Here is a 24487-nt window from a genome sequence, read left to right as displayed (position 1 = left end):
GGAGAAGATATGACAAAATTAATCTTTATGGGGACCCCCGACTTTTCAGCAACAGTCTTAAAAGGGCTTTTGACAGATGACCGTTACGAAATTCTAGCCGTTGTGACCCAGCCAGACCGTGCTGTCGGACGTAAAAAAGTGATCCAGGAGACCCCAGTTAAACAAGCTGCCAAAGAGGCAGGACTTCCTATCTACCAACCTGAAAAATTATCTGGAAGTCCAGAGATGGAAGATATTATGAAGCTAGGAGCAGATGGAATTGTGACTGCTGCTTTTGGGCAGTTTCTCCCAAGTAAACTCCTTGATAGCATGGACTTTGCGGTTAATGTTCACGCCTCCCTTCTTCCAAAACACCGTGGTGGAGCGCCTATCCATTATGCCTTGATTCAAGGTGATGAGGAAGCTGGTGTGACCATTATGGAGATGGTTAAGGAAATGGATGCAGGGGATATGATTTCTCGTCGTAGTATTCCGATTACGGATGAGGACAATGTTGGCACCTTGTTTGAGAAATTAGCTCTTGTTGGTCGCGATTTGCTTTTGGACACTTTGCCTGCCTATATTGCTGGGGAAATCAAACCTGAACCGCAGGATCCAAGTCAGGTTACCTTCTCGCCAAATATCAAACCCGAGGAAGAAAAGTTGGATTGGAATAAAAGCAATCGTCAACTCTTTAACCAAATTCGTGGAATGAATCCGTGGCCTGTTGCCCATACTTTCCTTAAGGGAGACCGCTTTAAGATTTATGAAGCCCTAACAGTAGATGGTCAGGGAAATCCAGGAGAGATTCTCTCTATCGGCAAGAAAGAATTGATTGTCGCAACGGCTGAAGGAGCTTTGTCTCTCAAACAAGTGCAGCCAGCTGGTAAACCTAAGATGGACATTGCTTCCTTCCTAAACGGAGTTGGACGGACATTGACTGTAGGAGAACGATTTGGTGACTAAAGTAGAAACGGCTAGAAGTTTAGCCCTAGCAGTATTAGAGGATGTTTTTATCAATCAAGCATACTCAAATATCGCCTTAAATAAGCATCTCAAGGGAAGTCAGCTCTCTACAGCAGACAAGGGCTTGGTGACCGAGCTGGTCTATGGAACGGTAGCCCGTAAACTGACTCTGGAATGGTACTTGTCCCACTTTATCGAAGACAGAGATCAGTTAGACAGCTGGCTCTACGTCCTTCTCCTCATGAGTGCCTACCAGCTCCGCTATTTGGACAAGATTCCAGACCATGCTGTGGTCAATGAAGCAGTAGAATTGGCCAAATTCCGTAAAAAAGGCAGTGAAAAATTGGTCAACGCCGTCCTTCGCTGTATCTTGCGTGAAGGCTGGCCAGATATTGCCAGTATCAAGCGAAAAAACAAGCGTGATTCCATTGCCTATTCTCTCCCAGTTTGGCTAGTTGCCAAGTTCAAGGAAGAATACGGAGAAGAGCGAGCACAAGCTATTTTTGAAAGTCTTTTGGTGCGTAACAAGGCCAGCATTCGTGTAACGGACCTAGGACGAAAAGAAGAAATCCAAGTCTTGTTGGAGGCCAGTGATTCATCCTTGTCTCCCTCTGGTCTTGTGAAGGAGCAGGGGCATTTTGCAGACCATGATTTGTTTGCGGATGGAGCCATTACCATCCAAGACGAGTCTAGTCAGCTGGTTGCTCCGACGCTTGATTTACAAGGTGATGAGCAGGTTCTAGATGCCTGTGCGGCTCCGGGTGGAAAAACAGCCCATATAGCTTCTTATCTCACGACAGGTCAGGTTACGGCTTTGGACTTGTACGACCACAAGTTGGACTTAATTCAAGAAAATGCCCAACGTTTAGGAGTTGCAGATCGAGTTCAAACGCAAAAATTAGATGCCAGAAAGGTGCATGAGTTTTTTGGTCAGGATTCATTTGATAAGATTTTGGTGGATGCTCCCTGTTCAGGAATCGGTCTTCTGCGCCGTAAACCAGACATTAAATACAATAAAGAAACGGCAGATTTCGCGTCCTTGCAGGAAATTCAGCTAGAAATATTAGGTAGTGTTTGTCAAACACTACGCAAAGGTGGTATAATAACTTATAGTACCTGTACTATTGTCTCAGAGGAGAACTTTCAAGTCGTACAGGCATTTTTAGAAAGTCATCCTGAATTTGAGCAGGTAATACTAGAACATGAATGTAAAGATATCATGAAAAATGGCTGTATCCTCATCACACCTGAATTGTATGGAAGTGATGGATTCTTCATCAGTCAATTTCGCAAGATATCGGATTAGGAAGGAACTAACACATGGAAATTTCATTATTAACAGATGTTGGTCAGAAACGAACAAATAACCAAGACTATGTCAACCACTATGTCAATAGAGCTGGACGTACCATGATTATCCTAGCTGATGGTATGGGAGGTCATCGCGCAGGGAATATCGCTAGTGAGATGGCGGTAACAGACCTGGGTGTAGCTTGGGTTGATACACAAATCGATACGGTTAATGAAGTGCGTGAATGGTTTGCTAACAACCTTGAGATTGAAAATCAAAGGATTAACCAATTGGGACAAACTGAAGCCTATAAAGGAATGGGAACAACCCTTGAGGCTGTAGCCATTATTAATAATCAGGCTATTTATGCTCACATCGGAGATTCTCGTATCGGTTTGATTCGTGGAGAAGAATACCACCAGTTAACGAGCGACCATTCTTTGGTCAATGAATTGCTTAAGGCAGGTCAATTGACGCCAGAAGAAGCTGCTAGCCATCCACAGAAAAATATTATTACTCAATCTATTGGTCAAAAAGATGAAATTCAGCCTGATTTTGGAATAATCACCCTTGAGCCTGGGGACTATCTCTTACTCAATAGCGATGGTTTGACAAATATGATTTCAGGAAGTGAGATTTCTGATATTGTAACCAGCGATATTTCTTTGGAAGATAAGGCAGCAACCTTGATCCGTTTTGCCAACAATGCAGGTGGTTTAGATAACATCACAGTTGCCCTTATTGCTGTTAATGAGGAGGAAACAGAATGATCCAAATCGGCAAGATTTTTGCCGGGCGGTATCGGATTCTCAAACAGATTGGCCGAGGAGGCATGGCAGATGTTTACTTGGCTAAAGATTTGATTCTAGACGGGGAAGAAGTGGCGGTAAAGGTCCTGAGGACCAACTACCAGACAGACCCGATTGCTGTGGCTCGTTTTCAGCGGGAAGCGAGAGCCATGGCAGATTTGGACCATCCTCATATCGTTCGGATTACAGATATCGGTGAAGAAGAGGGACAACAGTATCTCGCAATGGAATATGTTGCTGGGTTAGACCTCAAACGCTATATCAAGGAACATCACCCTCTTTCAAATGAAGAAGCGGTTCGAATCATGGGACAAATCCTTCTGGCTATGCGCTTAGCCCATACTCGAGGGATTGTTCACAGGGATTTGAAACCGCAAAATATCCTTTTGACCCCAGATGGGACTGCCAAAGTTACAGACTTTGGGATCGCAGTAGCCTTTGCAGAGACAAGTCTGACTCAGACCAACTCAATGCTAGGTTCCGTTCATTATTTGTCTCCAGAGCAGGCGCGTGGTTCTAAAGCAACTGTGCAGAGTGATATCTATGCCATGGGGATTATTTTCTATGAGATGCTGACAGGTCATATTCCTTACGATGGGGATAGCGCAGTGACCATCGCCCTCCAGCATTTCCAGAAACCATTGCCATCGGTTATAGCTGAAAATCCATCTGTGCCTCAGGCTTTAGAAAATGTTGTTATCAAGGCAACTGCCAAGAAATTGACAGATCGCTACAAATCAGTCGCTGAAATGTATGTGGATTTGTCGAGTAGTTTGTCTAATAATCGTCGTAATGAACCAAAGCTAGTCTTTGACGATGCAACTAAGGCAGATACTAAAACTCTTCCTAAAGTTCCACAAAGTACTCTGACTTCTATTCCTAAAGCTCCGGTACAAGAGGGAAGACCTCAATCTAAGCCCCAGCCTCATCAGACAGAAAAACCAGTACCTAGTCCAAAGCCAACCAAACGGCGTCGCCTGAAAGCACGTTATCCAATTTTATTGGCGACCTTCTTGTTAGTTGTGGCATCCTTGGTATGGATTTTATATAGAACGCCCGCTACCATTGCCGTTCCAAAGGTGGCAGGTCAGACGGTTGCTGAGGCTAAAGAAGCGCTTAAGAAAGCCAATTTTGAGGTTGGTGAAGAAAAAACAGAGGCTAGTGATAAGGTTGAAGAAGGTCGTGTTATTCGTACCGATCCTGACGCCGGTACGACACGCAAAGAAGGAACAAAAATTAATTTGATTGTGTCTTCTGGTCAGCAGTCTTTCCAACTCGGAAATTATCTTGGAAGAAAATCTAGTGATGTAGTGGCAGAGTTGAAAGGTAAGAAGGTTCCAGAAAATCTAATTAAGATTGAGGAAGAAGAATCCAACGAAATCGAAGCTGGTACAATCATGAAACAAAGTTTACCGGAGGGAACAACCTATGATCTTAGCAAGGCAACTCAAATAGTTCTGACTGTTGCTAAAAAAGTGAATTCTATTTCAATGCCAAGTTATATTGGTTCAACTCGAGAATTTGCAGTTAATAATCTTACAGAGATATATGGAATTAAAAAAGCTAATATCGAAGTTGTAGAAGTGTCTACTGCTCCTGAAGGAACAGGTGAGGAGACTGTTGTAGAGCAAAGTCCAAAACCGGGTGGAAAAATTGATTTAGCCAGCACACGTATTAAAATTTCGATTTATAAACCCAAAACACCACCATCAAGTTCCTCTTCAACGTCAGTTCCACGTGGTAACCAAGGTTCACCTACTACTCCAAATCAAGGGAATCAACAAGGTGGCCAGCAAGGAAATCAACAAGGAACGGTTCCTACTCCGACTCAACCAAATAGTGAAGGAAACCACGAAAATTCTCGTGATTAAACGAATCTTTGTCATGATTTCATGGCAAAGATTTTTTTTGAGTCCGGATTTGTGATAGAATAGAAGGAGTTGATAAAAGGAGGAACGCATGGAAGAATCAAGAGAATTAAATGCCGTCATCGATGTGATTATGTTAGCTGGAACCATTCTTCTCAAAAGTGGCTCAGAGATTCATCGTGTAGAAGATACCATGATCCGTATTGCGCATTCGCAGGGGATTGTGGATTGCAATGTTCTTGCCATGCCTGCTGCTATCTTTTTCTCCATTGAAAATACCAATATTTCGCGAATGAAACGCGTGACTTCCTCTTCTTATAATATTGAAAAAGTCTGTGATGTGAACCAGATTTCTCGTCAGTTGGTAGGAGGAAATCTTGATTTAGAGACAGCCTTCAAGCAATTGACGGCTTTGCAAGACCAGCCCCTTCCTTATACTAAGTTGCAGGTAACTCTGGCTGCGACCTTTAGCGCCCCTTTCTTTTCGATTATGTTTAGTGGAAATATCTACGACGCACTTGGGGCAGGAGTGGCTACCTTATTTGGTTTTGCCTTTTCCCTCTATGTGGAGAAGTTTATCCGAATTCCCTTTGTAACGGCCTTTGCTGGAGCCTTTGTCTTTGGGATGATAGCCCAGTTTTGGGCTCGCTACACAGGTTTTCCCTCAACAGCAGATTTGATTATAGCTGGTGCTGTCATGCCTTTTGTACCAGGGATTGCCTTGACCAATGCGGTTCGTGATATTATGACCAACCACATAAACTCTGGTATGAGTAAGATGTTTGAATCCCTGCTCATTACCCTTGCTTTAGGGGCGGGAACTTCTGTCGCCTTGGTATTGATGAATTAATATGACACTAACAACCTTTTTATTACAAGCAGTAGCAAGTCTTCTTGCTATTATCACTTTTTTAATTGTACTCAATGTGCAACGCTCTATGCTCTTACCCGGAGGGATTTTGGGCATGGCTGTCTGGCTAATCTATCTCTTGCTAAAGGAACCGACCAATGTTATTGTGGCTACTTTTATTGCAGCCATTATCGGTTCTTGTGTCAGCCAGATTTTAAGTATTCTTTATAAGACACCTGCTGTAGTCTTTATCTTGGCAATCTTGGCACCTCTGGTTCCGGGTTATCTTTCCTATCGGACAACTGCCTTTTTTGTGATAGGGGATTACAATCATGCCATTGCTAGTGCAACCTTGGTTGTTATGTTGGCTTTGGTGATTTCCATTGGAATGGCTAGCGGAACAGTGATTCTTAGACTTTATTCCTACTTAAGAAAGCAGCATAATGGTTAGAATAATAAGCGACTTGATTTGGTGAATCAAGTCTTTTTTCTCTCTTTTACTGCTATTTGTGATAAAATAGTATAGAACGATTTTTTACAATGAATGATAAAACAGAGGTAAATATGACAATCGGTATTGATAAGATTGGTTTTGCGACCAGTCAATATGTCTTGAAATTACAAGACTTAGCAGAAGCGAGGGGAATTGACCCTGAAAAATTAAGCAAAGGACTCTTACTCAAGGAATTGAGTATTGCGCCCCTAACTGAGGATATCGTGACCTTGGCGGCCAGTGCTAGTGACTCTATTTTAACTGAGCAAGAAAGACAAGAAATCGATATGGTCATTGTGGCGACTGAGTCAGGAATTGACCAAAGTAAAGCTGCGGCCGTCTTTGTGCATGGTTTGCTGGGCATCCAGCCCTTTGCTCGTAGTTTTGAGATTAAAGAAGCTTGCTATGGAGCGACAGCGGCCCTTCATTATGCAAAACTGCATGTGGAAAATTCTCCAGAGTCCAAGGTCTTGGTCATTGCCAGTGATATTGCCAAATATGGTATTGAAACTCCAGGAGAACCCACTCAGGGTGCTGGAAGTGTGGCCATGTTGATTACACAAAATCCGCGCATTATGGCCTTTAATAATGACAATGTAGCTCAAACCCGTGACATCATGGATTTCTGGCGTCCAAATTACTCGACAACTCCGTATGTAAATGGTGTTTATTCTACCCAACAATATTTGGATAGTTTGAAAACGACTTGGCTTGAATACCAAAAACGCTACCAGCTTACTTTGGATGATTTTGCGGCGGTTTGTTTCCACTTGCCTTATCCTAAATTAGCGCTAAAAGGCTTGAAAAAAATCATGGATAAGAGCCTGCCTCAAGAGAAAAAAGACCTCTTACAAAAGCATTTTGACCAGTCTATTCTCTACAGTCAAAAGGTGGGGAATATCTACACTGGTTCCCTCTTCCTTGGGCTTCTATCTCTCTTGGAAAATACAGATAGCTTGAAGGCTGGAGATAAAATTGCCCTTTATAGTTATGGAAGTGGGGCTGTGGCTGAGTTCTTCAGTGGTGAATTGGTTGAAGGATATGAAGCTTATCTGGATAAAGACCGTTTGAACAAGCTCAACCAACGAACTGCCCTGTCTGTTGCAGACTATGAAAAAGTCTTCTTTGAGGAAGTAGACTTAGATGAAACAAATTCTACCCAGTTTTCTGGCTATGAAAATCAAGATTTTGCCTTGGTTGAAATTGTGGACCACCAACGCCGTTATAGCAAGGTTGAAAAATAATGAAGATAAGTTGGAATGGATTTTCTAAAAAATCATACCAAGAGCGCCTCGAGTTGTTACAAGCTCAGGCGCTCCTTAGTCCTGAGAAGCAAGTGAGTTTGGAGCAGGATGAACAGATAAGTGTGACTGTGGCAGACCAGCTGAGTGAGAATGTGGTGGGAACTTTTTCTCTGCCTTATTCGCTGGTTCCAGAGGTCCTTGTCAATGGTCAGGAATACACAGTTCCCTATGTGACAGAAGAACCGTCCGTGGTTGCTGCGGCCAGCTATGCAAGTAAAATCATCAAGCGAGCAGGTGGCTTTACTGCTCAGGTTCATCAGCGCCAGATGATTGGGCAGGTAGCTCTTTATCAAGTTGCTGAACCTGAACAAGCTCAAGAGAAGATTACAAACAAAAAGACTGAGCTCTTGGAACTTGCCAATCAGGCCTATCCTTCTATCGTCAAACGTGGAGGTGGGGCGCGTGATTTGCATGTCGAGCAGATTAAAGGTGAAACAGACTTTCTCGTTATTTATCTCCATGTCGATACCCAAGAAGCCATGGGAGCTAATATGCTCAATACCATGCTGGAAGCCTTGAAACCAGTCTTAGAAGAACTCTGTCAGGGACAGAGTCTCATGGGAATCCTGTCCAACTACGCGACCGATTCTCTAGTGACAGCCAGCTGTCGCATCGCCTTTCGCTATTTGAGTCGCCAAAAGGATCAAGGACGAGAAATTGCGGAGAAGATAGCCCTGGCAAGTCAGTTTGCGCAGGTTGATCCTTACCGAGCTGCTACTCACAATAAAGGGATTTTTAACGGCATTGATGCCATTTTGATTGCTACTGGTAATGACTGGCGTGCTATTGAGGCGGGGTCCCATGCCTATGCCAGTCGAGATGGACATTACCAAGGTCTTAGCTCTTGGCGTCTAGACTTGGAGACAGAAGAATTGGTTGGTGAGATGACCCTGCCCATGCCTGTAGCGACCAAGGGTGGCTCTATCGGCCTCAACCCTCGTGTAGCCCTCAGTCATGAGCTACTGGGAAATCCTTCTGCCAAAGAATTAGCCCAGATTATCGTGTCTATCGGACTTGCCCAAAACTTTGCGGCCCTCAAAGCCTTGGTGAGTACGGGCATCCAGCAGGGCCACATGAAATTGCAGGCCAAATCCTTGGCACTCCTCGCAGGTGCTAGTGAATCCGAGGTAGCTCCTCTAGTCGAACGCCTCATCGCTGATAAAACCTTTAACCTAGAGACAGCCCAGCGCTATCTCGAAAATTTAAGATCATAAAAAAACTCAGACGGATCGGTCTGAGTTTTCTTGTGCTTATACTTAATGAAAATCAAAGAGCAAACTAGGAAGCTAGCCGCAGGTTGCTCAAAGCACTGCTTTGAGGTTGTAGATAAGACTGACGAAGTCAGTTACATATATCTACGGTAAGGCGACACTGACGTGGTTTGAAGAGATTTTTGAAGAGTATTAAATACTTTTTCCTGGTAATAGCGTAACTGGTAAGAAGTAACCAGTTGTCGCAACTTCTTTACCTTCGATCTTCTGCAAGAGGAGATCAACAGTGAGTTGGGCAATCTCTTTCATAGGTTGCTTCACAGTCGTCAAATGAGGGTAGTAATTCTCGATAAAATAGGTCCCATCATAGCCGATGACCTTGAGCTCTTCTGGGACAGAAATGCCCAATTCTTGAGCGATTTTAATGACCAGAATAGCTGTCAAATCATCTGAAGCAAAAATGGCATCTGGCTTTTGTCGAGTCAAGATATTCTTGATTTCCATTTCTTTTCTGACAGGAGAAAAGTCACTGGAAACATTGATAATAGGTGCTTTGGGGAGAACAGATGCAAAGCCAGCGTGACGTAGCCCAGTTGGGGAATTGGAATTGTCATTCCCTGTAATCATGATGATAGACTGGGCACCTGTCTTGACTATGGTCTGGGCAGCAAGGACCCCACCAGCATAGTTGTCAGAGGAGACGACAGGGATGTCTGGAGACAGGTTTCGGTCAAAGGAAATAATCGGCGCTGTCACGCGATTGTAGTCTTCGATTCCCAAGTTGTGACTACCAGAAATGATGCCGTCTACCTGATTGGCTTCCAACATTTCGATGTATTCGCGTTCCTTCTCAGAATCATGCTCACTGTTGCAGATGATGGTCTTATAACCATTTTTGAAGAGTTGGTGTTCCAGCTTATCAATTAATTCTGCATAGAAAACATTGGAAATATTGGGGAAAATCAAGCCGATTAACTTAGCTGATTTTCCTTGTAGACTGCGAGCTAGATTGTTGGGTTTATAGCCCAATTCCCGCATGGCTTCATTAACCTTTTGAATGGTTTTTTCAGAGAGATAACCTTTTTTGTTGATAACCCGAGAAACGGTAGTAGGACTGACTCCTGCAAGTTTGGCGACATCAGTTAGTTTTGCGACCATAATCTAATTCATAGTAAGTTCCAGTTGGGTTTCCAGATTTAATCAGGATACCATTTTGGTCCGCATGTGGGAAGACACGACCAGAAAATACTTTTTCTCCTTTATTGATGAAAATTTCAAAGACAGAGTTATCGATGAAAATCGTAGCAGTAGTAGCCTGGTTATCGATTGGGCAAGAACGAGTTGTACCAAATTCTTGGGCATACTGTTCTCCAGCCTGGCTACGATCTACTGTCACTTGACCATTTACAAGGTCAAAGTTGATGGAAAGTCCCTTGCCTTCTTTATCAGCAAGTAAGACAATCTCGCTCTGGCTATTAGCTTCCAAGTTGAGTTCGAGTTCGTAAGTGTTCTTGCTTTGAACACGGTTTGACAAGGCTTCTTCAGAGGCACGAAGATCCTTAATAGCTGCAACTGGGTATTGGTAGAGCTTGCCGTCTTTGATAGTGAGTTCCTTGACCAAAGAGAAGGTTCCTTGGTGGTCAAAACGGTCAGATGGATATGAAACATCAGGCAAGCCAAGCCAGCTAACAGCTAGAGCACGTCCATCAGGAGCGTTGAAGGCTTGAGTTGCATAGGCTTCGAAACCATAGTCCATGTTTTGAAGTTGAGACACATCTACCATTTTGGCATTTTCAGGATCAAAGGAAACCCCAATCTTATACATATTTGGATAGATATTGTCGTAGTCTAGAACTTTTTTATCCAATCCTTGTGGGCAGTAGAGAAGGACAGGTTGCTCCCCTACAAAGACCAGATTTGGACATTCCATCATGTAGGCAGTACGGTCGTTAGCAAAGTCAAGGTCACCAACTGCTTGCCAGTTTGTGTAATCATTGTCTACAGCCTTGTAGAGACGGACGAAGCCTTTTTTATCCAAGTCCTGTCCACCGACGATAGCATAGTATTGACCTTTAAAGTTAAAAATTTGCGGATCGCGGAAGTGGTCAGTAGAGTCAGCTGGCTGGTCAATCAAGATTTCGTCAATCTTGGTAATCTTTCCATCCTTATCCATCAAAGCCCCAATCTGGTATGGGTGACGGATCCAGTTTTTATCGCGGACATTTCCTGTATAGAATAGGAACAAGTTATCGCCAAACTGCATGGCAGAACCAGAGTAGGCACCGTGGCTGTCTAATGGAGTATCAGGCAACACTTTGACTCCAGTTTCTCTAAAGTGAACCAAATCATCACTTTCAAGCTGCACCCAAGATTTTAAACCGTGGGCTGCACCAAAAGGGAAGTTCTGATAAAAAACAATCCACTTCCCATCAAAGTAAGAAAAGCCATTTGGGTCGTTGAGAAGTCCTGTTTTTGGCTCAACATGGTAATGAGTATGCCATGGAGATTGTGCCATATTTCCCTTTATATGTTGAATTTCTTCTTGCGTCCAATCTTGATAAAGTCTGTAACGACGCTCAGTAGTCCATTCCATTCATTCATTCCTCCAAAAATCTTATCACTTTTAATAGTAACCGTTTTCGGAAAAAAAAGCAAGCCTTTTATGTTAAAAAAAAGAAAAAACTGTCAAACGTTTGTCACAAAATAAATGCAGGAAATCAATCAAATTTTCACGAAAATATGAAAGAGAATGAAACAAAACCCTTTTAAATAAGATTTTAAACTTATTTTTTCAAGGAATACCTGATAAAACAGTCAAAATCAATCAATCTAAAGCATGCTTACTAAGTGGATAGAATATTTTTTCTGCAAAACGCTTGACATATTTCTAAAACATGATAAAATAATAGTCGTAGGGCGGATAAAATCGCTTTCAAACAAGAACAAAATTTTATATAAGGAGATTTTTGCAAATGAACAATCAGGAAATTGCAAAAAAAGTCATCGATGCCTTGGGCGGACGTGAAAATGTCAACAGTGTTGCCCACTGTGCGACTCGTCTTCGTGTCATGGTCAAAGATGAAGGAAAAATCAATAAAGAAGTGATTGAGAACTTGGAAAAAGTTCAAGGTGCTTTCTTTAACTCAGGTCAATACCAAATCATCTTTGGTACAGGTACAGTTAACAAAATGTACGATGAAGTTGTTGCACTTGGTTTGCCAACATCATCTAAAGATGATATGAAAGCAGAAGCTGCCAAACAAGGGAACTGGTTCCAACGTGCTATCCGTACTTTCGGTGACGTTTTCGTTCCAATCATCCCAGTTATCGTAGCAACAGGTCTTTTCATGGGTGTACGTGGTCTATTGACTGCTCTTGGAATGACACTTCCAGCTGACGTGACAACTTACACGCAAATCTTGACAGATACAGCCTTTATCATCTTGCCAGGTTTGGTTGTGTGGTCAACCTTCCGTGTATTCGGTGGAAATCCAGCCGTTGGTATCGTTCTTGGTATGATGCTTGTTTCTGACTCGCTTCCAAACGCTTGGGCAGTCGCTTCAGGTGGTGAAGTAACAGCTATGAACTTCTTTGGTTTCATCCCTGTTGTTGGTTTGCAAGGTTCTGTTCTTCCAGCCTTCATCATCGGGGTTGTCGGAGCTAAATTTGAAAAAGCTGTCCGCAAGGTTGTTCCAGATGTCATTGACCTCTTGGTAACGCCATTTGTTACACTTTTGGTCATGTCTATCCTTGGACTCTTTGTCATTGGACCGGTCTTCCACGTCGTTGAAAACTACATCCTTATCGCTACAAAAGCGATCCTCAGCTTGCCATTTGGTCTTGGTGGTTTCTTGATCGGTGGGGTTCACCAATTGATTGTCGTGTCAGGTGTGCACCACATTTTCAACTTGCTTGAAGTTCAATTGCTTGCTGCTGACCATGCTAACCCATTCAACGCGATCATCACAGCTGCTATGACAGCTCAAGGTGCTGCGACTGTTGCGGTTGGTGTTAAAACTAAAAATCCAAAACTAAAAACACTTGCTTTCCCAGCTGCTCTTTCTGCCTTCCTAGGTATTACAGAGCCTGCTATTTTCGGGGTTAACTTGCGTTTCCGTAAACCATTCTTCCTTTCATTGATTGCTGGTGCAATCGGTGGTGGATTGGCTTCTATCCTTGGACTTGCAGGTACTGGTAATGGTATCACCGTCATCCCTGGTACAATGCTTTACATCGGTAACGGACAACTTGCACAATACCTTCTTATGGTAGCTGTATCATTCGTTCTTGGTTTCGCTCTTACTTATATGTTTGGTTATGAGGATGAAAAAGAAGTTGCTACTGAAGTAGAGACAGAACGTTTGGTCCAAGAAGAAACAACTGGTAACATTCCAGCAACTCTTCAAAATGAAACACTTGTAACTCCTATCGTTGGTGACGTTGTTGCTCTTGCTGATGTTAATGACCCAGTATTCTCAAGTGGAGCTATGGGACAAGGTATCGCTGTGAAACCTAGCCAAGGTGTGGTATATGCACCAGCTGATGCTGAAGTTTCAATTGCCTTTCCAACAGGACACGCTTTTGGTTTGAAAACAACTGATGGTGCTGAAGTTTTGATCCACGTTGGTATTGACACTGTATCTATGAATGGTGAAGGTTTTGAAGCAAAAGTTGCTCAAGGTGACAAGGTGAAAGCTGGCGATGTTCTTGGAACATTTGACTCAAACAAAATCGCTGCAGCTGGACTTGATGATACAACAATGGTTATCGTTACAAATACAGCTGACTACGCTTCAGTAGCTCCAGTCGCAACAGGTTCAGTTGCGAAGGGGGATGCTGTGATCGAAGTGAAAATCTAATCAATCCTCTCTAATGTGAAAACGAACAAATGACATGTTTGTTCGTTTTTGCTTGAATGGTAAGATTTACAGAGGAAAATCTAAAAAATTGAGAAACTTAGATTTTTAAAATATGCTATAATAAAGAAAATAAAAACAAGAGGTTTATCATGACAAAATTATATGGAAGCTTGGAAGCGGGCGGTACAAAGTTTGTCTGTGCTGTCGGTGATGAAAACTTTAACGTTGTAGAAAAAACACAATTTCCAACAACAACTCCAATCGAAACAATCGATAAAACCATTGAGTTCTTCTCAAAATTCGATAACCTTGCTGGTCTTGCAGTTGGTTCATTTGGTCCCATTGATATTGACAAAAACTCAAAAACTTATGGTTTTATCACAACGACTCCAAAACCAAACTGGGCAAATGTTGACTTGCTTGGTGCCCTTCGTCGTGCCCTCAACGTGCCAATGTACTTCACTACAGACGTAAACAGCTCTGCTTATGGTGAAGTGGTTGCCCGTAACAATGCTGGTGGTCGTATCGAAAACTTGGTTTACTACACAATCGGTACAGGTATCGGTGCAGGTGTCATCCAACGTGGTGAGTTTATCGGCGGTGTGGGTCACCCTGAGATGGGCCATTACTATGTGGCTAGACACCCAATGGATATTGACAAAGAGTTTAAGGGTGTTTGTCCTTTCCATAAGGGATGTCTGGAAGGCTATGCAGCTGGTCCAAGTTTGGAAGCTCGTACAGGTGTTCGTGGGGAAAACATTGAACTTAACAACTCTGTTTGGGATGTTCAAGCCTACTATATCGCTCAAGCTGCGGTTAATGCGACAGTGACTTTCCGCCCAGACGTGATTGTTTTTGGTGGAGGGGTCATGGCTCAACAACACATGCTGGACCGTGTCCGTGAGAAATTTACATCTCTTCTAAATGGCTACCTACCAGTGCCAGATGTGCGTGATTACATTGTGACGCCGGCAGTAGCAGGAAATGGTTCTGCTACTCTTGGAAACTTTGTCCTTGCAAAAGAAGTTTCAAAATAAAGCACAAAATCCGCTTGGGAAACCAAACGGATTTTTTACGTGTCAAAGCATTTGCCAGAAGAAGTCGATAATATAGGTCAGACCGTAGGTATAGACCACGAGGGTAAAGGGTTTGGTCAGAACGATGATAATCATATAGCGCTTGAAGCTCATCTTGGTCAGCGCGGCCAGCATACAGAGAAAGTCAGCTGGACTAATGGGCCAAATCATCATAAAAATAAAGAAACGGTCAAAACGATTGCCCTTATCCAACCAGCCGATATACTTGTCATAGGTGCGCTTGCTGACGACAGACTGGACAAAGGCAGCCCCATAGAGGCGCACCAGATAAAAGATAATGGCACAGCCAATCACGATGCCGACATAGTTGTAGATAGTCCCGATGATGTGACCGTAGATAAAGACACCAGCCACCGAGGTCAAGGCCCCAGGAATGATAGGGACGACCGTTTGTAAAATCTGTAAAAAGATAAAGAGAGGTGGCCCCCAGATACCTGCCTGCTGGATAAAGGCAGAGAGGGTTTCCTTAGACTGTAAAATCCCAGCCTGATAAGCCCAAATACAGAAAATCAAACTCCCAACCCCACCGACAATCGATGAGATATTGATAACTTGCTGCAGAAGGGGAGAAACAGCTTTCATTTGTTTATCCTGTGACATGTAAACTCCTCATAGATAGTATAACTCTACTATACCATATTTTAGAGGAGAAAGGGGGAATGAGTGTTTTTGATGAGAATAGATGGGAATACAGGTCTTCGAGACTTAGAATAGGCCTCCTTACTAAAGTTTACATGTATTCTAGGTTTAGAACAACCGTGTTCCCATAAATTTAAAAGTATTCTAAGCTTCGAATAGCTTATCTACGAAAGTTTTGAGGTCTTCTAGCTTTCGAATAGTCGTCTTTCCTAAATTTTATATGTATTCTAAAGTTAGAAAAGTCAAAATCTAAAAATAGTAAGGGTCTCTATCTGACAGAGGGAATGTTTGTCTAGTCAGATAGGGATTTTTTAATTTGGAAATGTATGATTTGTTCTGAAAAGTACATTTTAGATGGAAATAATGACAGTTGAGCGGACGGGGGTTAAAATGGTTTGGGAAACTGTTAGAATGAATGTATCAACTTAAAGGAGAAAATTGATGAAGAAAGTTAGAGATGATGAGGAGAGTATGCTATCGACACTTCCTTTATGGGGGCTTCTATTTTTGGTCTGTGCATTATTGCAAGTCTTTGTATTTAAGGATAGACCTTTGATTCAACCTGATAGACAAGGAAGCATTGTAAAAACAGATCAAAAACAGGTCTATCTTCCAGAACTAATCCAGTCTTTATTTGATAAAGAAGAAACTAAATGATTCGTTAAATAGAAAGGATATCATCATGACAAAAACATACGCTATTCGCCCTCTTAGTTACAGCAACTTTACCAACCGTGAGTTTGAAAGCTTGATGATGGATACTCATCAAAGTTTGGCAACTTTTTCTAAGGCAAATAAGGATGAAGCTATGTATGCCAAACATTTGGAACCCTTCAAGACAAAGCTGGATGATTTTCAAGCTCAACTTGCGGCGGTGGAGACAAAAGAGTCTAGCAATCTGACAGAAGTGGATCGAAATCGTGATAGTGCCTTGGTCGGTCTCTTTACCCTTCATAGAGGATTTGCTAAGATTAAGGATGTCAAGCTCAAAGAAGCTCATGAAACCTTGAAACCAGTCTTTGCCAAGTACAAGGATATCACCAAGCACAGCAACGATGTGGAAACGGCAGAAATCAAGAGCCTGCTCAAAACGCTTAGTGAAACACCCTATCATGAGGCAGTGACCAGCCTAGGACTGACACCTATGCTGACAGCGGTGCTCAATGCTCAAGAGGAATATGATCAAGTGGAGAGTAAGGCGCGTGCTTCTAAGTCTGCCAAGGAAGTTGGCAAGACCAGACAGCTCCGTACCGAACTTTCAACCAGCTCCGACCTCTTTATGCGCTATACCGCAGCCAGTGCAGAAGCCTACCCTGAAAAGGAGCACTTGACTTAACTCCTCAAGGAACTCAATAGCATCAGAGATAGCAAGCGCCGTCTCATCACTAGTAGCAAGAAAGATAAAAAGACCAAACCATCAGAACCAGCCCAAGCAGCAGGATAAAGACAACCCCTTAGAAGCGGAATTCTAAGGGGTGTTTTGTATATAAAAGCTTTATATACTGAGTTAGAATTGATATAATGGTAGGTGTTAGAAGAAAAATTCAAATAATAAACAGTAATAATGAGATAGAAAAAGGGAGATTGTTGATGGAAAAAGAGTATAGGTTCCGTTCACTTACCTCGAATAAAAATGTAGAAATTCAACCAGTCACATTACAAGCTTTGGAGTATGTTATAAGTGATGATTCAGAACCAACAAATGTAGCTATTACAGGGAACTATGGAGCTGGTAAAAGCAGTGTCGTTGAGAGTTTTGAGAAGCATTTGCAAAATAGCAGCTCTCCCAAAATAGGAATTATAAAAAGATTGAGTGAGTTTCTAAAAAAAACTAAAAATAAAAAGTTTATCCATATTTCTCTTGCTCAGTATGATGAAACTAGAAATAATGAAGAAAAAGGACTTAATAACTGTCAAATTAATACCATTGAAGGAAAGATTATCAATCAATTACTCCATCAGATTGAACCTAACTCAATTAGAAAATCAATTTTTAAAACACTTGATGCAGAGTCACGAATTCGTCCTTGGAAGAATACAGCTTATTTGTTTTCTTTTTTACTGCTGTTTCTGTATTTTTTCAGTTTTAATACATGGGTTAATCTGATTGAGGGATTCTCTTGGCTCTCTTGGACGACTAATGTAACTACTAAATTAGTAGCGCTCGCTATCTTATTCTTTCTTTTGCTATATGGAATTTTTTATTTATTAAAGTTACAAAGAGATATTGGATTCATTAAACACCTATCGCTAAAATCAGATAAAGTTGAAACTGATATAGAAGTTTTTTCAAACGATAGCAATAAAGTCTCTTATTTTGATAGATATTTAGACGATGTGATTTATCTATTCAATCAGTCTAAGGCAGATGTTGTAGTTTTTGAAGATATTGAGCGTTTCAATAATTCTAGAATTTTTGAAAAAATCAAAGAACTCAATATTGTTATCAACAGAAAAAGAGAAGTATGTGGAGAATCTAAATTAGTATTTTTCTATCTTGTCAAAGATGATTTGTTTGAGTCGCAAGAACGAACAAAGTTTTTTGATTTTATTATTCCGGTAGTTCCAGTTGTCACTGCTTCAAATTCTTATGACCAATTATCAAAAATATTAAAGGATATGGAACTTCATAAGGGGTTAGATGAAAAATTTTTATTCAATATCTCATTATACCTTGATGATATGCGTCTGATTAATAATATTTGTAATGAATACCTGACTTATAAAGAGTCATTAGGTGCTTTAGAACTAAACTCTGAAAAAGCATTTTCAATGATAGTGTACAAAAATATCTTCCCAAAAGATTTCTCTCTTTTACAAAAGAATCAAGGGTATTTATATGAATTGTTGCATTCAAAAGATAGACAGTTAGAAAATCGTAAAAAAGAATTAGCGAAAAAAACTCAATCATTGAGGGAAGATATTGCTAATGCACAAGCAGAGCATTTGCAGGATGAAGTTGAGCTATACGGTTTAATTTTTCAGATTCCTGCAAGGAAAACGGTTGTTAAAGTAAATGGAAAGAGCCAAGCGGATTTCTCCTCCTATCATGAATTTATCAAAGAGCTATTGGAAAATGATAGCAAAATTACCTCTTTTGCTGATTTTGAAGATGCTTATCGAAATCAATTTGGTTCTGAAGAGAACCTTGATTCTGTATTCCCTGACAAAGATAGTGCAGAATTTCAAGAGCGCCTAAAAAACACTAAAAATAAACGAAAATTGATTCATTTAAATGAAAAACTTCAATCGTTACAGATTGAATTAGGTGAGTTAGACAAATTCAGATTGTCAGATGTTTATGAATCCTCAATTCAGATTGAGAATTTTGATAGTCTGTATTCAGAATCAATTAAAGAAAATCCACAATTTGCTATTATTCCTTTTTTTATAAGAAATACTTACATTGATGAAACATATCAAGATTATCTGACCTATTTTTATGGTAATACAATTACAAAAGAAGAAAAGGGATTTATCAGAAATGTGATTTCTGGACGTGGTGGAAATCAGGATATCTCTTTAACCCATTTTAATGAAATAGTCAATCGCCTAGAACTTAAAGACTACAAATACAGTTATATTCTAAATTATAGTTTGTTTGAATATCTGTTAATTTTAGAAAATGAAAATTACTCAAATGAAAGACTGGATCTGATATTTGACCAAAATGAAATCTTAGATTTTTTAATTAAATTTTATGATCAAATGGAACAGAGTGCAAAACATGGTTTTATAGATACTGAAAAGAAGGAAAAGATTCATAGAGCTCTTTTGGAGAAATGGTTACACTCTAATATTGATTCATTCAATACTTATTTAATCGATGTTGATAAGTATGCCGCTCCACAAAAGAATGGCTTAGTGATAGCTCTATTAAACTTGTTGGATGTTGAAATTTTATCTGAAGAATCAAAAGTCTTGCTTGTAAAATATATAGATGATAATTTTGATATACTAACTGGAAGTTATGGATACCGATTACCGCAACTAACAGACAATTTGATAAATTTAAATATGAAATTTACAAATTTTTCAACTTTCGGTACCAGAGAAGAAAGAATCAAAGAAGAAAACTTGATTAAGCTTATTGACTATATTTATAATCAAAAGTTATATTCTCTTACTGAAACCAATATACGATTCTTTGTGAACTGGTATTCTGAAAAGCATATTTTAGAAGATGAATTTATTTATAGAAACTTCGAGTTACTAAACAGCCAGGAAGTGTTCAAACCATTGTTAGATTATTGTCTGTCTTCGGAAAATAATTTATTGCAATATGTCAAGCTATACATCAAACTATCAAACGGTAAAATGGATGATTATTCGTCTTACGTTGAACAATTGTTTAATCATGATATTTTATTTCAAGCTGAGGATGTTGAAAATGAAGAGGAAATACCAGTTGAATCAATAGTCAACAGTATTCCAGAGTCTTCTATTGATTACACTGGAAAGAAATTTGCAGAACTGTCCAATGAGAACAGGATAGAATTGATACGAAAACTTGTAGCAACTAAAAAAGCACAAGTCAATTCTGACATTGTTGTTTCTTATTTTGATGTGACTCAAAATATTGATGAACATTTAGTTGACTTCATTAATCAAAATCCTAGTTTTACATTGAGTCAAGATATGTTTTTACAACTTGATGATGAGATACAGCGCGACTTCTTTACTCAAGTTGTATCTGCAGATAATTTAGCATTAACTATCTATAAATCAATACTTGCATCAATGCAATGGCATTATGAAGACTTTGATGTAACGGGGCTTTCAGATGATAGATTGGAAGTTTTGATAGATTTGAATGTTATAAAATTTAATGCTAATAATCTTAAGTTCATCAGAGAAAAATATCCATCAATGAAAAATTATTCTATTTCAAGGAATATTGAAAAGTATCTTGAGATTGAAGAAGACGTTCATGATGAAACGGAACTCAATGATTTGTTACAATGTGAGCAAATAGATGATTCCTATAAGCTACAAATAATAGATATTCTGGATCATGTAAGCTTGAAAAATAAGCAATTTTCTCTTAAACTTGTTGCTCATATCCTTGATTCTAAATTTGATATAGATGATTTAAGTTATATAATTAGTTCTAATTATTATGACAATGCAGATGAATCTATCAAAATTAAGATAAGACAGTTAGCTAAAGAAAACTGGGATGATTTGATTAGATTAGATAGTGAAGAAATTAGTATTCAGTTATGCCGAGAGTTATTGGCTATGGACGATATTGATCCTTTAGATCGCGCAAGCCTGCTCAAGGATAATTTACTATATAATCCAGAAATGTCAACACATAGGTTAGCTTTGTTAGGGGAATATCTAGATCTATTTGAACTGTGGGAGATAATGGTTTTTTTGGGTGATTCTGATGTATATAACGAATGGAAAAAAGCTTTTGAAAAATTAAATAGGAATGAAAAAGGAAACAATGATGTCACGGTTAAGAAAAATAATTTCAACGAAAAGATGAGAAGTTATCTTTTATCTAAGGGCTTGATTAGCAGTTCGTCCATACAACCTCTAGGAATTCGGTTGAATGGTTTTAGAGACGGTGAGATTAAGTACTGGTGAGGAAGAAGTAGAATCTCTGACAGACATCGTCAGCAAGATTAACGAGACAAATAAAACTATCGAAAGCCAAACAGCTTCCCTACTAGAAATGCTCGGTCAACTCCATGGAACCACACCAGAAGCCGATTCTGTACTTAAACAATTTTTGGCGGATTGTAAAGGATGATGGCGTAATTAATTCGCTTATTTTTAAGATACAACTTTGTTTCCATATTTCTGGGGAACTAGTAGAAAGTAAGGAGAAATATGGAAAATAACAACCAACGTGCCCTTTGCCAGCAACTCTGGGCGAGAAACAAATACCTCGTTTTGAGCTATTCCAGCAATATTTACAATGAGATTCGTCAGTATCTCAAGAATGAAGAGGTGGAGGTGAGTCAGGTTCAGGAGATGATTGACCGTGCCTGTCAGATTCCAGAACACAGGGGTCAGGTTTGCAATGCCTTTCAGCATATTTGGGGCTATTTCAAAAAGAAAGCGACAGATGCTGAGCGTAAGGACTACATGCTCTTGCTAGATCGCTATCGCTTTGGTCAGGCTTCTAAGGAAGACTTGATCGCTAAGACTCGAGACTTGCTGGATCGCTATCCAAATACCTATTTGCAACATTCGACTTTACTGAAAGGAGACTCCCATGAGACTTTGGCATGAGGCTTTGATTTCATAGCTTCCTCGTCCTCAACTTTTGGGGCAATATCGAGAGTGTTGCGCCCTGCGTGGCAATGGCTGGGGCAGAAAGCATGCGACGGTGGACTATGTCTTTACCCACTCGCCCTATCGTCTCTATGCCTATCATCGCTTGATCATGAAGGAAATGGCTGACCGAGGCTTTAAGGTCAGTCCAGAGTGGCTGGACAAGAACTACCGTGGCAAGACCTGCCCTCCTTATCAAGATTTAGCTGAGGAGAAGCTGATCAGTCCAATCTACAGCGAACATGACGATGCCTACTATGAGGAGTGTCTGGACAATCTCCGAGAGAAGGGGATCAACCTATAGTCTTTTCTAATAACAAGTCATAGTCACTTATAAGAATTACTAATAACGCGTTTGAACCATCTAACTGAAATATAGTTAAAAAACAAGATATACAAAGGATTTGAGGCATTTTTCTCAAGTCTTTTTCTTTTGTCTAAAACGGAGATATAGTTTCAAACTATATCAAAGCCTAATTTTTTACAATTATACAGATGATTTCTTTTCTGTTAAGATAGTTTCAACAACAAATTTTGGAGGACACATCATGTCAACTACAATCATCGGTTTCCCTCGTTTGGGAGAATTCCGCGAATTAAAATTTACAACTGAAAAATACTTTAGAAAAGAAATCTCAGAAGAAGAACTCTTGGCAGCAGCAAAAGACTTGCGTGCTAAACACTGGAACATTGTCAAAGAAAAAGGCATCACTGAAATCCCATCAAATGACTTTTCTCACTATGACAACTTCCTAGATGCAGCTTTCCTTTTCAACGTGGTACCTGCTTCAGTTCAAAACTTGGACTTGTCTGACCTTGAGCGCTACTTCGCTTTGGGTCGTGGTTACCAAGGAGAAAAAGGGGACGTTCGCGCTCTTCCAATGAAGAAATGGTTCAACACCAACTACCACTACATCGTTCCTAAATTTGAAAAAGACACTCAAGTCAAACTTGCAGGTCACAAAATCTTTGATGAGTTCCAAGAAGCAAAAGAACTTGGATTGAACACTCGTCCTGTCCTTGTAGGTCCATTCACTTTCCTTCAATTGTCAGACTTTGAAGAAGGCGTGAAAGCAGAAGACTTCGTAGATAGTTTAGTTGCTGCTTACCAAGAAGTTTTTGCTAAATTGGCAGAACTTGGTGCGACTCGTATCCAATTGGATGAAGCTGCTCTTGTAAAAGATTTGACAGCTGAAGAAAAAGCTCTCTTCTTGAACCTCTACAACAAACTCTTGGCTGACAAAAAAGGTCTTGAAGTCTTGCTTCAAACTTACTTCGGAGACGTTCGTGACGTTTACGCTGACCTTGTAAACTTGCCAGTAGATGCTATCGGTCTTGACTTCGTTGAAGGTAAGAAAACTCTTGAACTCGTTAAAGGTGGCTTCCCAGCTGACAAGACTCTTTATGCAGGTATTGTCAATGGTAAAAACATCTGGCGCAACAACTACGAAAAGAGCTTGGCTGTTCTTGAGCAAATCCCAGCTGAAAACATTGTCTTGACAAGCTCATGCTCACTTCTTCATGTGCCATTTACAACTGCTAATGAAGAATTTGAACCAGCAATCTTGAACCACTTTGCCTTTGCAGTTGAAAAATTGGATGAGATTCGTGATTTGGATGCTATCCGCAATGGTCAAGGTGAAGAAGCACTTGCAGCTAACAAAGAACTCTTTGCGACTGAGCGTGTTGGTGAAAATGCTGAACTTCGTGCGCGTATCGCTGGCTTGACAGACGCAGACTACACTCGTTTGCCAGCCTTTGCAGAACGTGAAGCTATCCAAGAAGAAGCTTTCAAACTTCCAGCTCTTCCAACAACAACTATCGGTTCATTCCCTCAAACAAAAGAAGTTCGTGCCAAACGTTTGGCTTACCGTAAAGGTGAATTGTCTCAAGAAGAGTACGACGCTTTCCTTGCTGAAACGATCGATGAATGGATCAAATGGCAAGAAGATATCGACTTTGATGTCCTTGTTCACGGTGAGTTCGAGCGTAATGACATGGTTGAGTACTTCGGTCAAAACTTGTCAGGATACCTCTTCTCTAAAAATGGTTGGGTACAATCATACGGTATGCGTGGGGTTAAACCACCAATCATCTGGGGTGATGTAACTCGTCTCAACCCTATCACTGTTAAATGGTCTAGCTATGCACAAAGCCGTACAAACAAACCTGTTAAAGGTATGTTGACTGGACCTGTTACCATCCTCAACTGGTCATTCCCACGTGAAGACATCTCTATCAAGGATTCTACTCTTCAAATCGCCCTTGCTATCAAGGATGAAGTGCTGGACCTTGAAGCTGCTGGCGTGAAGATTATCCAAATCGACGAGGCTGCTCTTCGTGAGAAATTGCCACTCCGTCGTAGCGACTGGTACGAAGACTACCTTGACTGGGCAATTCCTGCCTTCCGCTTGGTACATTCAACAGTAGCGCCAGATACACAAATCCACACTCACATGTGTTACTCAGAATTTACAGATATCATCCCAGCTATTGACAACATGGATGCAGATGTTATTTCCTTTGAAGCTAGCCGTTCAAACCTTGAAATCTTGGACGAACTCAAAGCGAAAAACTTCCAAACAGAAGTGGGACCTGGGGTTTACGATATCCACTCACCTCGTGTACCAAATGAAGGCGAAATCGACAACACAATCGAAGCCATCCTTGCTAAAGTGCCAAGCAAGAAAGTTTGGATCAACCCTGACTGTGGTTTGAAAACACGTGGTATTCCAGAAACAAAAGAAAGCTTGATTCGCCTTGTTGAAGCAGCTAAAGCTGCGCGTGAGAAATTGTGAGATTAGATTTCTCCCTACAACGGTTGTTCAAAATG

At 40.6% G+C, this 24487-nt stretch carries 17 protein-coding genes and 3 pseudogenes; 17 read left to right on the top strand and 3 right to left on the bottom strand.

Annotation, left to right across the window (positions count from 1 at the left end; translation table 11 throughout):
• Window positions 1-9: 9 nt before the first annotated feature.
• The 8 genes from fmt to D8855_RS03990 all read left to right on the top strand — a co-directional run bounded on the left by fmt (window position 10) and on the right by D8855_RS03990 (window position 8774).
• The gene (gene fmt / locus D8855_RS04025; protein ID WP_125416168.1) at window positions 10-945 is read left to right on the top strand and encodes a methionyl-tRNA formyltransferase; all 936 of its coding nucleotides are present in this window, start codon (window positions 10-12) and stop codon (window positions 943-945) included.
• Window positions 938-2251: a 16S rRNA (cytosine(967)-C(5))-methyltransferase RsmB gene (gene rsmB / locus D8855_RS04020; RefSeq protein WP_185757556.1), complete on the top strand. Its 1314-nt coding sequence runs from the start codon at window positions 938-940 to the stop codon at window positions 2249-2251. The genes fmt and rsmB overlap by 8 nt, the downstream gene beginning before the upstream one ends.
• A gap of 14 nt (window positions 2252-2265) precedes the next feature.
• Window positions 2266-3006 carry a Stp1/IreP family PP2C-type Ser/Thr phosphatase gene (locus D8855_RS04015; protein WP_125416165.1) on the top strand — a complete coding sequence of 247 codons (741 nt, stop codon included), beginning with the start codon at window positions 2266-2268 and terminating at the stop codon, window positions 3004-3006.
• Window positions 3003-4916, top strand: a complete 1914-nt coding sequence (gene pknB / locus D8855_RS04010) for a Stk1 family PASTA domain-containing Ser/Thr kinase (protein WP_125416163.1) — start codon at window positions 3003-3005, stop codon at window positions 4914-4916. The genes D8855_RS04015 and pknB overlap by 4 nt, the downstream gene beginning before the upstream one ends.
• Before the next feature lie 88 nt (window positions 4917-5004).
• Window positions 5005-5763: a threonine/serine exporter family protein gene (locus D8855_RS04005; protein WP_033686493.1), complete on the top strand. Its 759-nt coding sequence runs from the start codon at window positions 5005-5007 to the stop codon at window positions 5761-5763.
• A 1-nt stretch (window position 5764) separates the two neighbouring features.
• Window positions 5765-6214: a threonine/serine exporter family protein gene (locus tag D8855_RS04000; RefSeq protein ID WP_000176927.1), complete on the top strand. Its 450-nt coding sequence runs from the start codon at window positions 5765-5767 to the stop codon at window positions 6212-6214.
• Between the two features lie 113 nt (window positions 6215-6327).
• On the top strand, window positions 6328-7500 hold the full coding sequence (locus D8855_RS03995) for a hydroxymethylglutaryl-CoA synthase (protein ID WP_185757557.1): 1173 nt from the start codon (window positions 6328-6330) through the stop codon (window positions 7498-7500).
• A complete protein-coding gene (locus D8855_RS03990; RefSeq protein WP_125416159.1) occupies window positions 7500-8774 on the top strand; it encodes a hydroxymethylglutaryl-CoA reductase, degradative in 1275 nt (424 codons plus the stop codon). Before D8855_RS03995 ends, D8855_RS03990 begins: the two co-directional genes overlap by 1 nt.
• Window positions 8775-8963: 189 nt before the next feature.
• Here the strand turns inward: D8855_RS03990 and D8855_RS03985 are convergent, their stop codons facing one another.
• Both D8855_RS03985 and D8855_RS03980 read right to left on the bottom strand, forming a co-directional pair.
• Complete coding sequence (locus D8855_RS03985; protein ID WP_125416157.1) at window positions 8964-9929, bottom strand: LacI family DNA-binding transcriptional regulator; 966 nt, start codon at window positions 9927-9929, stop codon at window positions 8964-8966.
• On the bottom strand, window positions 9910-11364 hold the full coding sequence (locus D8855_RS03980) for a sucrose-6-phosphate hydrolase (protein WP_125416155.1): 1455 nt from the start codon (window positions 11362-11364) through the stop codon (window positions 9910-9912). The genes D8855_RS03985 and D8855_RS03980 overlap by 20 nt, the downstream gene beginning before the upstream one ends.
• Before the next feature lie 379 nt (window positions 11365-11743).
• On the opposite strand from D8855_RS03980, the gene D8855_RS03965 reads away from it, so the two are divergent.
• Both D8855_RS03965 and scrK read left to right on the top strand, forming a co-directional pair.
• Window positions 11744-13630 carry a sucrose-specific PTS transporter subunit IIBC gene (locus D8855_RS03965; RefSeq protein ID WP_084862947.1) on the top strand — a complete coding sequence of 629 codons (1887 nt, stop codon included), beginning with the start codon at window positions 11744-11746 and terminating at the stop codon, window positions 13628-13630.
• 149 nt (window positions 13631-13779) lie between these two features.
• Window positions 13780-14667: a fructokinase ScrK gene (scrK, locus tag D8855_RS03960; RefSeq protein WP_125416153.1), complete on the top strand. Its 888-nt coding sequence runs from the start codon at window positions 13780-13782 to the stop codon at window positions 14665-14667.
• A gap of 42 nt (window positions 14668-14709) precedes the next feature.
• Here scrK and D8855_RS03955 read toward each other — a convergent pair whose 3' ends face one another.
• Window positions 14710-15327: a TVP38/TMEM64 family protein gene (locus D8855_RS03955; protein ID WP_125416151.1), complete on the bottom strand. Its 618-nt coding sequence runs from the start codon at window positions 15325-15327 to the stop codon at window positions 14710-14712.
• A gap of 480 nt (window positions 15328-15807) precedes the next feature.
• Here D8855_RS03955 and D8855_RS03950 point away from each other — a divergent pair, with 480 nt between their 5' ends.
• From D8855_RS03950 to metE, 7 genes and pseudogenes are all read left to right on the top strand, one after another.
• Window positions 15808-16023: a hypothetical protein gene (locus D8855_RS03950; RefSeq protein WP_125416149.1), complete on the top strand. Its 216-nt coding sequence runs from the start codon at window positions 15808-15810 to the stop codon at window positions 16021-16023.
• A gap of 25 nt (window positions 16024-16048) precedes the next feature.
• Window positions 16049-16810 (top strand): annotated as a pseudogene (locus D8855_RS10535) (DUF6261 family protein).
• Between the two features lie 146 nt (window positions 16811-16956).
• Window positions 16957-20961 (top strand): YobI family P-loop NTPase, encoded by a 4005-nt coding sequence (locus tag D8855_RS03940; protein ID WP_125416147.1) that lies wholly within the window; start codon window positions 16957-16959, stop codon window positions 20959-20961.
• Window positions 20960-21127 (top strand): annotated as a pseudogene (locus tag D8855_RS03935) (type I restriction-modification system subunit M); the annotation flags it as partial. The gene D8855_RS03940 and the pseudogene D8855_RS03935, both read left to right, overlap by 2 nt.
• Window positions 21128-21207: 80 nt before the next feature.
• Window positions 21208-21612, top strand: coding sequence for a YbgA family protein (locus D8855_RS03930; protein ID WP_125416145.1), 405 nt, complete (start codon window positions 21208-21210; stop codon window positions 21610-21612).
• A pseudogene (locus D8855_RS03925) lies at window positions 21596-21958 on the top strand (TIGR02328 family protein). The gene D8855_RS03930 and the pseudogene D8855_RS03925 overlap by 17 nt, the downstream one beginning before the upstream one ends.
• Window positions 21959-22202: 244 nt before the next feature.
• Window positions 22203-24452 carry a 5-methyltetrahydropteroyltriglutamate--homocysteine S-methyltransferase gene (metE, locus tag D8855_RS03920; protein ID WP_000108228.1) on the top strand — a complete coding sequence of 750 codons (2250 nt, stop codon included), beginning with the start codon at window positions 22203-22205 and terminating at the stop codon, window positions 24450-24452.
• The last annotated feature ends 35 nt before the right edge of the window (window positions 24453-24487 follow it).

It is taken from the genome of Streptococcus mitis, from assembly GCF_003942685.1.
GTDB lineage: Bacteria > Bacillota > Bacilli > Lactobacillales > Streptococcaceae > Streptococcus > Streptococcus mitis_CD.
This window is presented reverse-complemented; position numbering and strand designations above follow the sequence as displayed.